We start from the raw sequence: 14,837 nt of genomic DNA on the forward strand, positions 1-14,837 counted from the left end.
TCCGGCATGGGGTTGTGGAAGACGAACAAGTCTGTCGTACAGCAGCCGGTGTGGGGGTGGCAGGCGTGGGACTGGCAGAGGTGGCAGCCGCCCAGTGCCATCGAGCAGCAGTTGCTGGAGGCGAAGTCGCGCGGCGACTGGGCCGGATATCTCGATGTGGCGGGCCATGCGGACCTGTTCTTCGCCGACCGGCGGGCGCGCGCTGACGCCCACCCCGACACCGTCCGCTTCAGCCCGCAGTGGAACCCTCATCTGCGCGCCGAATACCTGGCCCTGTTCACGGAGGGAATTCTTCCGCCGCCCGATCCGGAGCTGGTCTTCCAGTCCATGACGCTGGAGTGGTACGCGAGCGTCTGGGACGAGGAGGAAGCACCTTGGATCGCCATCAACCCCGGCACTCCCTGCGAGGCGTATCTCCCCGCCGCCACCCCGGAGGCCAGGGCCGTCTGGCGACGGCACGCCGACGACCGTGACGGCGGCACCGGTGGCTGCGACCACGCCCACCCGCACGGCCGGCTCCGCGGCCTGTCCGTGGGCGGCCCCTCCCAAGGTCCGGTCGCACACGGCCTGGCGTGCGCGGCACTGCTCTTCGTCAAGAACGGCGAGTTGTGGAATTCCATGGCCCACCACGGCATGGGGTACAACCAGGAGAAGCGCAGACTCAAGGAGTGGTGGGGGGTGACCTGCCGGGAGGAGTGGGCCAGCACCCAAAAACGCCTGCTCGACGCCGACATGGTCAGCCCGGTGTGGGAGTTCGCACTGGGCATTCGCCGCTCCCTCGCCCAGGACTTCGCGGGGGCAGTCGAGCTGGACCACTGGCGGCAGGTCGCCGAGCGCGTACTGCGCCACGCCGCCGCGGAGGCAGCAGAGCCCCGGCTCACCCCCGACGGGGTCCTCCCGGCACGCCCTGGCAGCGCCGCCGAAGTCGAGGCCCAGGTCGCCGGAGTGCAGCGACTCATCGGGCGGATCGCCCGCTACGAGGCCCGGTTCCGCGCGGACGGCCTGCTGGCCGACAACGCCTTCGTCCGTTCCGTGGAAGCGTGGGACTACGGGCGGGCCTCCGCCATGGCCCGGTGGGGCCTGTCCACCCGCTACTGCACGCCCCAGGAGGCTGAACAGGCCGTGGTCGCCGCCGGCCGCGCTTGCCGCCAGAACTATCGCTCCTGGCGAGAATTCTCCGCCGCCTACATCCTCGGACGCTGTCTGCACTTCGACGAGGAGGAATTCGGCAGATGGTACGAGGACATGCTCACCGCGCACCGCCTCCTCACCACCGACCCTGCCAGCCCCTGGCTTACCATCCCGTGGAACTGACCGCTCCTGGTGCGGGCCGGGGCGGGGCGTTCCCAGGTCTCGACAAGCCGTCCGTTACCGGTGAGTCGACAGCCCGTCAGCTGGGTCGCACCCGCTCATCCGTAGTTCGCAAAGCCCTCCGCGTAAGCCGCGTCTGTCGCGTCGCGCAGGTTGCGCCAGCGGGTGTGCAGCCGTGCGTACCGCGCGGCGCGGGCGTCGTCGGGCTCGACCCTGCGCAGGGTGCCGATGAGCCGGGAGCGGAGGGCGTCCAGGCTGGTGGCCGCGCCGCAGCCGAGGAAGGCCAGGGCCGCGGCGCCGAGCAACGTGACGTCCGGTTGCGGTGAGACCAGCAGCGGTCGGGCGAGGATGTCGGCACGTAGTTGTGCCACGTGGGCGCTGCGAGAGGAACCGCCGGCGAAGGCGACCGGCAGCCTGCCCGACGGATCGAGCCGGTCCAGCCCGTCGCGTACGGTGAAGGACGCCGCTTCCTGAGCCGCCCGCAGGATGCAGGCGGCGTCATGCTCGGGACGCTGGCCGAGGACCGCGCCGCGGGCGCCGGGCCGCCAGTCGGGGAACCGGGCGCCGGTCATGCCCGGCAGAATCACCAGCCCGTGCGCGCCCGGCGGAAGTGCGGCGAGCCGCTCGTCGTCGACCGTGCCGACCAGGGAACGCCATTGGGCGACAGCACCCCCGGTGAGGCCGGTGGCCCCGCCGGCGACGAAGCGGCCGGGCAGCACGGACGGGTTGAGCACGGCCCCGTCCGGTACGTCCTCGCCCCGCGGCAGCAGGCGTCCGACGACGTCAGTGGTGCCCGCCACGTCGGCGATGATGTCCTCGTCCGTACCGAGCAGCAGTCCCATACCCACTGAGCCGTCCGGACCACCCGCTACCACGGGGAGCCCGGCGGGCAGTCCGGTGGCGGTGGCGGCCTCCTCGGTGAGGGCGCCGACCACCGACGTCGGCTCCGCCTGCTCAGGCAGCAGCGCGGAGTCGAGGTCCGCCGCACGCAGCACATCGAGGTTCCAGGCACGGCGGCGCACATCGGAGGCCAGGGTGTACGCGGCGCTGATGGTGTCCGAGGTGAGCCGGCCGGTCAGCCGAGCGACCAGGAAGTCCTTGGGGGACAGTACGGCGTGCACCCGTGGCATGGACTTCGGGTCCATGCCCAGGAGATAGGCCAGGGCACCGCCGGTGAGCGTCGGCCTGCCGGCGGTGTGCAGGAGCCGGCGCACTGCTCCGTCGCCGAGTGCGGTCAGCTGGGACACGCCGACGGAGTCGGCCCAGCCGCTGCTGCGGCCGACGGGCATGAGGGCCGAGTCGACGGCGACGGTGCCGATGTGGGCGGCGACGGCCAGGGCCGCGGGTGCCGGTCCGCCGGACACGCCCGAAAGTGCCGCCCGTACGTCCTTGTCCAGCGCCGCGGCATCGAAGGTGTCGCCGCCGAGCCCTGAGACACGGCTGATGCGCTGCTGGGAGACGATATGGCCCGCGGAGTCCACGAGCGCGGCCCGGACGGCCGAGGTGCCGACGTCCACCGCGATGACGTGTGCGCTCATTCGGCATCGATCCGCAGCAGGAACGGGAACGCGGGCAGCGTCCAGCTCGTGGTGAACTCGACGATCTCGCCGCGCGAGCCGTAGGTGGTGCGGCGCACCTCCAGCGCGGCCCCGCCCGGCGCGGTGTCCAGCAGCTCCGCCTGCTCGGCGGTGAGCAGTGTGGCCGCCATGGACTGGTCGGCGTGGCGCAGTTCGACGCCGAAGCGCTCGGTCAGGGTGCGGTAGAGGGACCCGTCGAGCAGTGGTTCGCGGGACAGCGACGGTGCCACCGAGTAGGGCACCCAGGCATCCTGGAGCGCGGCGGGCGTGCCGCTGATGAGACGGACTCGGGTGAGCCGGTTGGCCCTGTCGCCCTTCGCGGCGCCGAAGACTTCGGCCACCTCGGCCGGCGCGGGCGCGGTCTCGTTGCGGATCACCCGCGAGGACGCGGTCCCGCCGTCGCCCTCGACCTCGTCGGCGAAGGACCGCAGCCGGTTGAGCCGCCGCCCGTGTTCGGCGTGATCACTGACGAACGTGCCGCTTCCCTGCCGTCGTACGACGAACCGCTCCGAGTCGAGCAGATCCAGGGCCTGACGCACCGTCATCCGGCTGACGCCGTACTGTTTGGCGAGGTCGGTCTCGCCGGGCAGCCGGGCGCCGGGGGCAAGGGCGCCGGAGCGGATCTGGGAGACCAGGTCGTCGTAGATCACCTGATACCTGGGTGCGCGCGACATGATTCAGATCGCTCCTGACTCCCGCAAGCGGTCCAAGTCCTCTGCGGACATACCCAGGATCTCCTGGTACACGTACGCGTTGTCCTCTCCGACCCTCGGCGGGGCCTTGCGAACCGTGGACGGGGTCTTTTCCATTTTGACGGGGTTGCCGGGCATCCGAATCGTACCCAGTTCGGGGTGCTCCGCCTCCACGATCATGCCGCGGGCGGCGATCTGCGGTGACGCGGCGACCTCCGCGACCGAGGCCACCTTGGCGTAGGGCACGCCCACCTCGTCAAGGACCGCCGCGATGTCCCCCGTGGTGCGCTCGGCCGCCCACGCGCCGATCTCGCCCTCCAGGAACTCCTGGTGCGCCATCCGGCCCTCGACGGTGGCGAAGCGCGGGTCGCCGGCCAGGTCCGGCCGCTCCATCACGGCGCACAGCTTCGGAAACAAAGACGCGGTGCCGGCCTGGATGTAGATGGGGCCGTCGGCGGCCTCGTAGACGTTGACCGGGGCGGTCAGCAGGTCGCGGGAACCGCTGCGCGGCATGTCCTGGCCCAGCATCAGCTGGGACATCAGGCGGACACCGAGCGCGGAGAACATCGTGTCGAAGGACGCGACGTCCACCAGCTGCCCCTCACCGGTGCGTTCCCGGTGCAGGATCGCCATCAGCGCCCCGATCGCGCCCTGGTATCCCGTGGTGTAGTCGGCGATGTACGTGCCGCTGAGGGTGGGCTTGCCGTCAGGCTCGCCGGTCATGCTCATCAGGCCCGAGGACGCCTGCGAGATCGCGTCGAACAGGGCCCGGCGCGAGTCCGGACCGGTCTGGCCGAACCCGGAGATGGACACCAGGATGATGTCCGGGTTCAGCTCCTTCATCCGTTCGTAGCCGATGCCCATCTTCTCGATCGTGCCGGGGCGGTAGTTCTCCACCACGACGTCCGCCCACTCGATGAGCCGCTCCAGGATGCCGAGCGCCTCCGGGTGGCGGGTGTCCAGGGACGCGTCGTACTTGTTCCGGTGGTAGAGGAACATGTAGATGCTCTCGCCCTGGTGGTACGGCCCGTGGTGCCGGGAGTCCTCACCGTTCGGGCGCTCGACCTTGACCACCTCGGCGCCGAAGTCGGCCAGGATCTGCGCGCACAGCGGGCCTGCGATGAACCGCGAGAGGTCGAGCACCTTCACGCCGCTCAGGGGCGCGGCGGTCCCGTTCGCCATTGACGCTGTCACCTCCTGCTTCTCTCGTCCGGTTACTTCTCGCGGGCCGTGAACGCCGGGAACGTCCAGGCGTTGACGTCGCGGTCGATCGGCACGTCGAGGACCACCGGGGTGCCCGCCGCGAAGGCGTCGGCGACGCGCCGGCGCAATGTGGGCAGGCTGGTGACGACCTCGCCGGGCACGCCCAGCGCGCGGGCCGCCATGCCGAAGTCGACGGGGCCGAAGTCGACGCCGGTCGTCCGGCCGTTGAAGTGCAGTTCCTGTTCCTGGCGGATGTTGCCGTAGCTGGAGTCGTTGAGGACGACAATGCAGACATTGCCGCCGACGCGAGCCAGCGTCTCCACCTCGCCCAGGCTCATGCCGAGGGAGCCGTCGCCGATCAGCGCGAGCACGGGGCGCTGAGGGTCGATCAGCGAGGCCGCGATCGCCGAGGGCAGCGCGAAGCCCATGTTGCCGAAGCCGACGGGCTTGATGTAGCTGTTCGGCCGCCGGATCTCCCACAGGAACGACCAGACGCCCGGGTTGCCGGCGTCCGGGATCAGCAGGGTGTCCTCGGGGGCCACCTCACGCAGCGAACGGACGATGTCGGCCGGGGAGAGGGGCCCCTCGGCGCCGCCGTCCACCACATCGCTCTCCCGCCACCACTGGGTGCGGGCCTTGTCCAGCGTCGCGATCCACTCGGCGCGCCCGGCCTTGGCCCGCTCCGCCTGGCCGGCGGTGGCAGTGACCAGGTCACGGGCGAAGGAGCCCAGGTCGCTCACCACGCCCTGGGTGATCTCGGAGTAGTAGCGTCCGATCATCGTCGGGTCGACGTCGACCTGGACGATCTCGGGGAGCGCGCGCCGCCAGCGGGTGGTGGACACGGCGTTGAGGCTGTTGCCCAGGGCGAGCACCAGGTCGGCGTCGCCGATGACGTCACTGGAGAGCGCGGTTCCCATGCGGCTGACGGCACCGAACACCAGCGGGTGCGTGGTCGGCACGGAGCCGATGCCGTTGAAGGTGGTGACGACCGGGATGCCCAGAGCGTCGGCGAGTGCCAGGACATCCTCGCTCGCGCGGGCCCGGTTGCCGCCGTTGCCCAGCCAGATGACCGGCCGCTGGGCACGCAGCACCCGTTCGGCGACCCGGGCCAGGGCGGCCGGGTTGGCGGAGGGGCGTTCGGTGACCCAGGCGCGGCTCGGGTGTACGTCGGGCACCGCCGGCGGGTTCTCGACCCGGCCCTCGATGGTGTCGCGGGCGAAGTCCAGATGCACCGGACCGGGGTTGCCGGTGAGGGCGTTGACATAGGCCTCTTCCATCGCCTGCTTGATGGAGGAGGCGTGCGCCACCAGGCGGGAGTACTTCACCAGCGGTTTGACCAGCTCGACGTGGTCGGCGTTCTGGGCGTCGTCCTTGTGAATGTTCTCGCCGTTGTTGTTGCAGGTGATGACGAATCCGGGGCTGGAGTCGCGGTAGGCGCCGCCGACGCCGGTGAGCAGGTTGGTGGCACCGGGGCCGGTGGTGGAGATGCAGGCGGCGGGCTTGCCGGTGAGCCGGCCGTAGGCGTCCATCATCACGGCGGCGGCGTTCTCGTGCCGGGTGTGGATCAGCTGGATGCCGGGGGTGTCGATGATGGCGTCGGTGATGGCGAGGGTCTGGCCGCCGACGACTCCGAAGACGTACTCGACGCCCAGGGACGTCAGCATGTCGACGACGACCTGGCCGCCGGTCTTGGAAGTGGGCATCTGCGAGGTCCGCTTTCTGTATCGGTGGGGTGCGGTCGGTTCGGTGGGTCAGGACGCGGGAACGGTGACGGCGGCCCAGCCGGCCGTCATGAGGCGGTTGTCGGTGTCCCGGCGCACCCACACCTCCAGGTCGACACGGAGGCCGTCGTCGACCGGGGTGACAGCGGTGACGACGCCGGTCGAGGTGAACGGCTCGAACACGTCCAGCGGGACGAGGAACTTCAGCCGCAGCCACCCGGAGGTCAGGAACGTGGGCCCGGAACGGAGAGTCAGCAGCTGGGCCAGGACGCCGAACTGCTGCTGGCCCTGCACGATCGGCATCCGCAGACCGCCCGCGCGGGCCACGTCGATATCGTTGTGGATGTTGCGCACGTACTCGCCGATACGGCTGAACACCGCGGCCTGCTCGGCGGTCACCGTCTTGTGCAGCGGTGCGAGCACGTCGCCGGCGCGGATGTCCGGGCCGAGCGTGTCGACGATCCGCGCGTCCGGCGGGACCTCGCCGGTCACCCGGCGTCCGGGCTTCGCCGAGCCGCGGCCGCCGATGGCGCCGGGGTTGGTCTTGAGGATCTCGACACCGCGGTGGCGCACGATGCTGCGCCCGTCCTCGCCGGTGGCCGTGGCCTCCATGACGACGTAGCCTTCACCGCGGCGCTCGTAGGCCTCGGTGTAGGTGCCGTGCAGCGTGACCACCTCGTCCAGCGCCGCCGGGCTGTCGAACCACATCTGTTCCTCGGTGTGGTAGCCGACGACCTTGCTGCCCGCGTAGACGAGGGTGAACAGCTGCACCAGGTCGTTGCCCAGCAGCGCCGCCTGCCCCACCCGCTTCCCGCCGAAGTAGGGACTCCCGGCGAGGGCCCAGGGGTGGTGGTCGTCGTGTGTGAAGGCGTACCGCTTGATCTTGTGGTCGTCGACCACCACCCGTACGGTGCCGAGGTCCTCGGGGATCTCCAGGTTCTCGAACTCGGGCTCCTTCAGCCCGGCTTCGAGGTCGTCGGCGGTGGCGGCCCGGCGCGGGTCGGTCAGGTCCCGCCAGGGGCGCGGGGATGACTGGGTCATCGTGCCTCCTCGGTCGGTGCGCCGACACGCGTCATGTCGGCCTTGTTGGTCTCGGGCGCCAGCACCGCGCACACCAGCCCGATCAGCAGGCATACGACCGTGATCAAGGCGATCGGCCAGGGGTCGCCGTCGGTCGCGGCCAGCAGGGCGGTCGAGGCCAGTGGCCACAGACCGATGAGGACGCTCGGGATCTGTGCGGACAGCGACAGGCCCGTGTAGCGCGTCTTGGTGCTGAACAGCTCGGCGAAGAAGGCCGGTTCAACGCCGTAGACGGCGCCCACGCCGATCGCGTACGCCACCGTGTAGATCACGTACGTCAGCACCAGGGCGTCGGCGTCGAGGATCCAGAAGAAGGGGAAGATGACGATCAGTCCGGCGACCGAGCCGAGAATGAAGACCGCGCGCCGGCCGATCCGGTCGGACAGCTTGCCGAAGAAGTAGTAGGTGTAGATGGCGAACGCGGCGGCGACGCTGCTCGCCACCAGCACGTGGGTGCGCGGGATGTCGGTGTAGTTCTCGGCGAAGGTCAGCCCGATGGTGAGGATGATGTAACCGAAGACCGCCTCGCCCAGGCGCATCCCCATGGCCAGCAGCAGGGGCCGCTTGAACCGCTTGAACAGCTCGGCGATCGGCATCCGCTCCTTCGCCTGCTCGGCGGACTGCTGCTCCAGCTCCTCCTGCGCCGCCTGGAAGGCCGGCGTCTCGGTGAGTCTGAACCGGATGAACAGCCCGACAGCGATGAGCACGGCACTGAGCAGGAAGGGCAGTCGCCAGCCCCAGCTGAGGAGCTGGTCGTCGGGGAGCATCGACACCAGCGCGAAGACGGCCGTGGACAGCACGAGGCCGACGGCGTTGCCGATCTGCGGAAAGCTGCCGTACGCACCGCGTTTGTCCGCCGGGGCGTACTCGACGGCGACCAAGGACGCGCCGCCCCACTCGCCGCCGACGCCGAAGCCCTGGATGAGCCGCATCAGGACGAGCAGGATCGGGGCCAGGACGCCGATCTGGCCGGTTGTGGGGATCAGCCCGATGAGGAAGGTGGAACCGCCCATCATCATGAGCGTGGTCACCAGGGCGGCCTTGCGGCCGACCTTGTCGCCGAAGTGGCCGAAGACGATGCCGCCGAGGGGGCGGGCCAGGAAGCCGACACCGAAGACGGCGAAGGCCGAGAGGGTGCCCATGATCGGGTCGTCCTCGTTGGGGAAGAACAGGTCGCCGAAGACGAGGGCCGACGCGGTGCTGAAGATGAAGTAGTCGTACCACTCGACGGCCGTGCCGACGAGGCTGGCGACGGCGGCGCGTTTGGCGAGCGCGGTGCGCTCCTGCTCGTTGACCACAGGAGCGGTAGCTGATTGCGCCATGGATGACTCCGTTGTCGATCTCATTGACTGGCTGGGCGGTCGGCGGAGGTGTCAGACCAGGCGCGCAGGGCGCTCAGGATCGTCAATGACGCGGGCCGAAGCCCAGCCGAGCGCGGTGCGGGTGCCGTCGGCCTTGTCCACCCAGACCTCCAGCTCCAGCCGGTCACCGCGGACGCCGACGACGGCACCGCTTGTGGTCAGCTCCTCACCGACGAAGGCCGGGGAGACGAAGCGGAGGTCGACCTCGCCGGAGGTGAAGAACGTCGTGCCGAAGACCTCGACCAGATTGGCGATGATGAACCCGGTCTGCTGCTGGGCCTGCACGATCGTGCGGTCCAGGCCGGAGGCCGCGGCCTTCTCCGGGTGGGTGTGCACATTGGCGTAGCCGCGGCCTGCCCAGGAGAAGACCGACATCTGGTCCTGGGTGAAGGTGATGGTGCGCCGGGGCAGCGCGGCGCGCTCCGGAGCGTCGAGTGTGGCCCGCTCCAGGGGGCGGACGGACGGGTCGACGGTGCCGAGCACGGTGCGTGACCGTGCCTCGCCCGCCGTGCGGTTCCGCCCGGTGACCTCACCGGCGACCGTCCGCATGATCTCCTTGCCGACGTGCCGCACCAGCAGCCGTCCGTCGGCGCCGCGGGCCTCCGCCTCCAGGACGACGTAACCCTGTCCGCGGCGCTCGTACTTCTGTGTGTAGCCGCCTTCGACGGTGACCGTCTCGCCGACCGCGACGGGGGAGTGGAAAGTGAGGTGCTCGTGCGTGTGCAGACCCTGGGCGGTGTTGCCGTCGTAGTTCTCGTAGAACAGGAAGAGCAGGTCATTGGCGAGGACCAGAGGATGGCCCACCGGTCCGCCGAACGGCGAGGTTCCGAAGTACCAGGACCCGAAGTCGTCCTCGCTGTAGGCGTAGTCGAGCACCTTACGCCGGTCCACGGTCACGGTGACAGGTCCCATCGGCTCGGGAACGTCGACCAACTCGTAGCGGGCTTCCTTCAACTGAGACGTCTGCGACTTCATCGTCACCTCCGTGTCAGACCCCAGCAGGGCCAAAATTGTCTAGACGACTAGTCTTTACGGTAGGTAGACGCAAATGGAGGTGTCAATAGGTGTGCGAGTCCTCGTGAGATACCTGCGTCTGTACGGGGGGAAGCGACCTGAGGGGCGCTGTCGCCCTGGCAAGGGCCGGTGGGCGTGTGAGTCGATCGGCGCCGACGTCGTAGCTTTTGCCGACGCGGGGTACCGCACTCATCCCCGTCACCGGCGTCCTCATCGGGGACACGCTCACCGCGACCCCGACCCCACCCGGACAGCTCGTCCCGGATCCCCGCACCCACCGCGGAGGCCACAGCGCGCCGCCCAGCCACCCGCGCACGACGGGCCGGCCGGGGGCGACATCGCCCTGGAGCGGGACGGCAGGAACGCCGGCAGCACCAGCCACTGAGACCCGGTCGGGTCCCGGGCCCGCCGCGGGCCCGGAACCTCGCACCGGATCGAGGCAGACGTCGGCGTCGTCCAACCAGGGCACATCCACGCGCGACCGGCTCTACGCCCGCCGCTGCTACCGGCGGTGCCGGTCCGGCGCGTCGGAGGAGGCGTTCGTCAGGAGAGGGCAGCGGAGTCAGTAGGAGATCGAGCAGGCAATCGGCCAAGGAGACCGAGCCGATGCCTCCATCCGTCCACATCCTTCTGTACGACGGGGTGGAGGAGGGTACCGCGCTTGATGGTGCGGCCCGGCGGCGTGTTGTCGGAAGGCGTGCCGGGCGTGGTGTCCTGTCGGCCAGTGGCTCAGCGCAGCCCGGCGACCAGCGCGTCGCCGGCCGAGCACCAGATCTGCCGTGCCTCGGTGAAGCCTTGTTCCCGCAGGGTGTCGAGGTGCCACTGCACAGTGGTGGGGCGGTCGGGCCGCGCGTCGGCGGGCCGGGGCTCGCGCGGATCACCGAGCAGGGCGAAGCGGCGCGCCGCCGGTTCGGCGAGAGCGGGGTCGTCGGCGACCCGGCTCCACCAGTCGGCCCAGTCGAGCGCGCCCTCGCGCCGCTGCCCCTCCTGGCGCTGGGTGAGCAGGGCGTTCATGGCGGCGTTGAGGCGGGGCGCCGACTCGTCGGACATGTGGTCGGCGTTGAGGAACACGCCGCCTTCGCGCAGCAGTCCGGCCAGAGTGCCGTAGAGGCGGCGGAGCGGTTCGGTGTCCAGCCAGTGCAGGGCGGTGGCGGTCACCACGGCGTCGAAGGACGTGTGGGGGAGCCGTTCGGTCCAGTCGGGGTCGGTGAGGTCGGCTTCGGTGAAGGCGACGCGTTCGTCGCCGGAGAAGTGGCCGCGGGCGATGGTCAGGAGGACCGGGTCGATGTCGACGCAGACGGTGCGGGCGCCGGGGAGCGCGCACAGCAGCCGGTCGGAGATGCTGCCCGTGCCGCAGGCGAGGTCGAGGACGAGCGGGGTGCGGCCCGCCACGGCCTCGACCGCGTCGGTCATGACGCGGAAGCGTTCCTCCCGGTCCGGCATGTACCACTCCTGCTGGCGGTGCCGGCTTGTCTGCCACCGCTGCCAGTCGGACGTGGTCGTGGTGGCGGTCATGGGTGAGGGCGTTCCCTTCACTGGTCGCTCTGTTCGGAGGGGGCCGGGGTGGCGGCGCCCAGGTGCCGGGACCGCAGCAGCAGGCGGGTGGTCTCGGAGCGCGCGGAGGTCAGGACCGTACGGCTGTCGCCGCTCTCCACCACCCTGCCGGTGTCGAGGACGACCAGGTCGTCGGCGAGCCGCTCGATGAGTGGGAGGTCGTGGCCGATCCACAGCACGGCCGTGTCGCGCTCCTCGCGGAGGCGGGCGATCTCGGCGGTCACCAGGTCGGTGCTGACGGCGTCGAGCGCCGTCGTGATCTCGTCGCAGATCAGCACGTCGGGTTCCGCGAGCAACGCCCGTGCCAGCGCCGCCCGCTGGAGTTCACCGCCCGAGAGTGCGGCGGCGTGCCGCGTGGTGTGCGCCGGCGTGAGTCCGAGCCGTTCCATAAGCTGCCGGGCCTGCCACTCGGCCTCCCGCGCCGTGAGGCCGCGCAGCCGTACGGCGGTGCGGGCGACCTGTTCCAGGACGGTGCGCCGCTCGTCGAAGGAGTTGCGCACCTCCTGCCAGACGTACTGCACGCCCCGGATCTGCCGGGTGGTGCGGTGGCGGAGGGCGGGCAGGGGCTCGCCTCGGTAGCTGAGGTGTCCGCGGTGGCGTTCGTGCAGTCCGGCGAGGCAGCGGGCGAGGACGGTCTTGCCACTGCCCGAGGGGCCGACGACCGCGGTGCAGCCCCCTTCCGGCACCCGCACCGCCACGTCGTGCAGCACCTCGCCCCGGCCACCCGGCCGCAGCCACGCGGTCAGACCCCGCGCGTCCAGTACGGAAGCGGATCTCGCGGGCGCGGCCGGCACCGGGGGAGGCGGCGGCACCGCGGGGGCCGGCAGTACCTCCGGTGTGCGGCCCGCGGCGGTCACCCGGCCGCGCTCCAGCAGCACGGTCCGGGTGGCCACCGCGCGCACCAGGTCGTGGTCGTGGCTGAGCAGCAGCAAGGTGTAGCCGTCGGACGCCAGCCGGGACAGCTGTCCCGCCAGCCGCAGCCGCGCCACCGTGTCCAGGCCGGTGCTGGGTTCGTCGAGGAGCAGGACCCGAGGGCCGCAGGCCAGTACCTGGGCGAGGGCCACGCGTTGTCGCTGGCCGCCGGAGAACTGGTGCGGGAAGCGGCGCCGGGTGGCAGGGTCGTCGGGCAGGCCGGCGGTGCGCAGTGCCTCGGTCGCGTACCGCGTGGCGGCGGCGCGGCCGTCCGTGCCGTCGGTCCGGTGCAGGCGGGCAAGTTCGGTGAGGACCGGGCCGATCTGCCGGGCGGGATTGAGGGCGTGGGCCGGGTGCTGGGGCAGGTAGGCGGCGATCCGGCCGCGCACGTCACGGGCGGAGCGCGTCGGTCCGTCGTCGTCCACCACCCGGACGCCGGCGACCCGTACCATGCCGCCGAGCCGTACGCCGGGTGCGGCCTCGCCCAGCAGGGCCAGCGCGGCGGTGGTCTTGCCGCTGCCGGACGGTCCCACCAGGGCGGTCACCTCGCCGGGTGTGACGGTGAGGTCGACACCGTTCAGGAGCCGGGCCGTTCCCGCGTGGGCGGTCAGACCGCTGACCTCGATCACTGGTTCCACGCCGTCGCCTTCCGTCCCATGGCCTTCCTTCCGGTCCGGCCGGAGTGCGGCAGCAGGCCGTCCGCCAGCAGATTGACGCCGACGGTGAACATCACCAGCATCAGCGTCGGGACCAGCACCGCCCACGGCTGTACGAACAGGGCCTCCCGACTCGCGGCGATCATCACGCCCCAGTCCGGCGAGGTCGGATCGAGGCCGAGGCCGAGGAAGTTGGCGGCGGCCACCGTGAAGACCGCGCCGCCGACGCGGGTGCCGGCGTCGGCGGCGGCGACCGGCAGTACGGCCCGTCCGACGTGCCCGAACAGGATCCGCGCGCTCGACTCGCCCTGGAGCCGCATCGCCTCGGCGACGGGTCCACTGGCCGCGTCCAGGGCCGCCGCCCGCAACAGCCGGGCCACGGCAGGCACGTTGAGGGCGGCCACCGCCAGCGCCACCGCGACCGGATGCCCGCGCCAGCCCACCCCGACCACGCTGATCACCAGCAGAGAAGGGAGTGGCAGCAGCAGTTCCACGGGCCGCATCAACAGGTCGTCCAGCCACCGGCTGCGGGAGGCCGCCGCGGCCAGCCCGAGCGCGGCGCCCACGGCGACGGCCAGCGCCACCGCGGCGCACGCCACGCCCAGGGAGCTGGCCCCGCCGCGCAGCACCAGGGTCAGGACGTCCCGGCCCAGGGCGTCCGTGCCGAGCGGATGCCCGCCGCCGAGGGCGTAGGGCATGCCGTCGGACGGGATGTCGGCGTCCGTCACCAGCGGGCCGACGACGGCCGCGGTGACCGGCGGCACCAGGAGCAGCGCCCCGCCCGCCGCCCGCCGGGTCCGCCCGCCGGCGCTCATCGCAGCACCTCCGTACGGGGAGCCAGGCGGTGGCTGACGAGATCCGCCACCAGGTTGAGCAGGCAGGCCACGGCGGCCAGGGCCAGGGTGAGCCCCTGCACGGTGGGCACGTCGCGGTTCTGGACGGCCTCGACCAGCGCGGTGGCGGTGCCGGGGACGGCGAAGACGGCCTCGACGACGAGCACACCGCCCAGCAACTGGTCGCCGGTGCGGGCCAGTTCTTGTACACCGGGGACAGCGGCGTTGGGCAGGACGTGCCGCAGCACCAACCGGACCGGCGGTACTCCGAGGCGGCGGGCCTGCACCGTGTAACCGGCGCCCAGCGCCGTGACCGTACCGGCCCGGATCTGCCGCGACAGCACACACACCGTCCGGGCCAGCAGCACCGCCACCGGCAGCACGAACAGCTCGGGCCGCTGCCACCACACGTCGTCCGCCCCCACCCACGTCGACGGCAGCCAGCCCAGGCGCAGGGCGAAGACGCCGACCAGCAGCAGGGCCAGGACGAAGTCCGGCACCGAGGTCAGCGTCAGCGTCACCGCGGAGACGACCCGGTCGGTGCGGCTGCCCGCCCGCAACCCGGTCAGCAGGCCGACCGCGACGGCTAGCGGCACCAGCAGCACCACGGTGACGGCGGCCAGTGCGGCCGTCACCGGCACCGAGGACGACAGCACCTCGCTCACCGGACCCCCGCCGGCCAGCGACGTACCGAGATCACCGGTGAGCAGACCGTGCGCCCAGTCGGCGAACCGCTCGGCGAGCGGCCGGTCGAGCCCCATCTGCTCGCGCAACTGGGCAACCTGATCCAGCCCCGCCTGTTCGTTGAAGTCCACGGTGGCGGCGTCGCCCGGCAGCAGGTCGGTCAGCAGGAAGACAATGACGCTGACCGCGGCCAGCTGGAAGAACGTCCACGCGCACCGCCGCAAGGCATAGCGCAGCAC

Annotated in this window: 12 protein-coding genes; 1 reads left to right on the forward strand and 11 read right to left on the reverse strand. The window is 71.4% G+C overall.

Translation table 11 applies throughout. From position 1 onward, the window contains the following. The first annotated feature begins 6 nt into the window (after positions 1–6). On the forward strand, positions 7–1,314 hold the full coding sequence (locus tag PS467_RS40565) for a DUF1266 domain-containing protein (protein WP_311039520.1): 1,308 nt from the start codon (positions 7–9) through the stop codon (positions 1,312–1,314). A gap of 95 nt (positions 1,315–1,409) precedes the next feature. On the opposite strand, the gene PS467_RS40570 is transcribed toward PS467_RS40565, so the two are convergent. The 11 genes from PS467_RS40570 to PS467_RS40620 all read right to left on the reverse strand — a co-directional run bounded on the left by PS467_RS40570 (position 1,410) and on the right by PS467_RS40620 (position 14,837). Then, positions 1,410–2,849 (reverse strand): xylulokinase, encoded by a 1,440-nt coding sequence (locus tag PS467_RS40570; RefSeq protein WP_311039521.1) that lies wholly within the window; start codon positions 2,847–2,849, stop codon positions 1,410–1,412. Then, positions 2,846–3,562: a GntR family transcriptional regulator gene (locus PS467_RS40575; RefSeq protein ID WP_311039522.1), complete on the reverse strand. Its 717-nt coding sequence runs from the start codon at positions 3,560–3,562 to the stop codon at positions 2,846–2,848. The genes PS467_RS40570 and PS467_RS40575 overlap by 4 nt, the downstream gene beginning before the upstream one ends. A gap of 3 nt (positions 3,563–3,565) precedes the next feature. Further along, on the reverse strand, positions 3,566–4,762 hold the full coding sequence (locus PS467_RS40580) for a CaiB/BaiF CoA transferase family protein (protein ID WP_268976680.1): 1,197 nt from the start codon (positions 4,760–4,762) through the stop codon (positions 3,566–3,568). A gap of 32 nt (positions 4,763–4,794) precedes the next feature. Further along, positions 4,795–6,486: a thiamine pyrophosphate-binding protein gene (locus PS467_RS40585; RefSeq protein WP_311039523.1), complete on the reverse strand. Its 1,692-nt coding sequence runs from the start codon at positions 6,484–6,486 to the stop codon at positions 4,795–4,797. Positions 6,487–6,534: 48 nt separating this feature from the next. Beyond that, positions 6,535–7,545, reverse strand: coding sequence for a hypothetical protein (locus PS467_RS40590; RefSeq protein ID WP_311039524.1), 1,011 nt, complete (start codon positions 7,543–7,545; stop codon positions 6,535–6,537). Further along, entirely contained in the window at positions 7,542–8,906 is a 1,365-nt protein-coding gene (locus PS467_RS40595) for an MFS transporter (RefSeq protein WP_311039525.1), read from the reverse strand. The genes PS467_RS40590 and PS467_RS40595 overlap by 4 nt, the downstream gene beginning before the upstream one ends. Before the next feature lie 51 nt (positions 8,907–8,957). Further along, positions 8,958–9,920, reverse strand: coding sequence for a MaoC/PaaZ C-terminal domain-containing protein (locus PS467_RS40600; protein ID WP_311039526.1), 963 nt, complete (start codon positions 9,918–9,920; stop codon positions 8,958–8,960). 768 nt (positions 9,921–10,688) lie between these two features. Further along, positions 10,689–11,474, reverse strand: a complete 786-nt coding sequence (locus tag PS467_RS40605) for a class I SAM-dependent methyltransferase (RefSeq protein ID WP_311039527.1) — start codon at positions 11,472–11,474, stop codon at positions 10,689–10,691. Between the two features lie 17 nt (positions 11,475–11,491). Further along, a complete protein-coding gene (locus PS467_RS40610) occupies positions 11,492–13,063 on the reverse strand; it encodes an ABC transporter ATP-binding protein (protein WP_311039528.1) in 1,572 nt (523 codons plus the stop codon). Next, positions 13,051–13,896 (reverse strand): ABC transporter permease subunit, encoded by an 846-nt coding sequence (locus PS467_RS40615; protein WP_311039529.1) that lies wholly within the window; start codon positions 13,894–13,896, stop codon positions 13,051–13,053. Before PS467_RS40615 ends, PS467_RS40610 begins: the two co-directional genes overlap by 13 nt. Next, positions 13,893–14,837 (reverse strand): ABC transporter permease, encoded by a 945-nt coding sequence (locus tag PS467_RS40620; RefSeq protein ID WP_311039530.1) that lies wholly within the window; start codon positions 14,835–14,837, stop codon positions 13,893–13,895. Before PS467_RS40620 ends, PS467_RS40615 begins: the two co-directional genes overlap by 4 nt.

It is taken from the genome of Streptomyces luomodiensis, from assembly GCF_031679605.1.
Lineage (GTDB): Bacteria > Actinomycetota > Actinomycetes > Streptomycetales > Streptomycetaceae > Streptomyces > Streptomyces luomodiensis.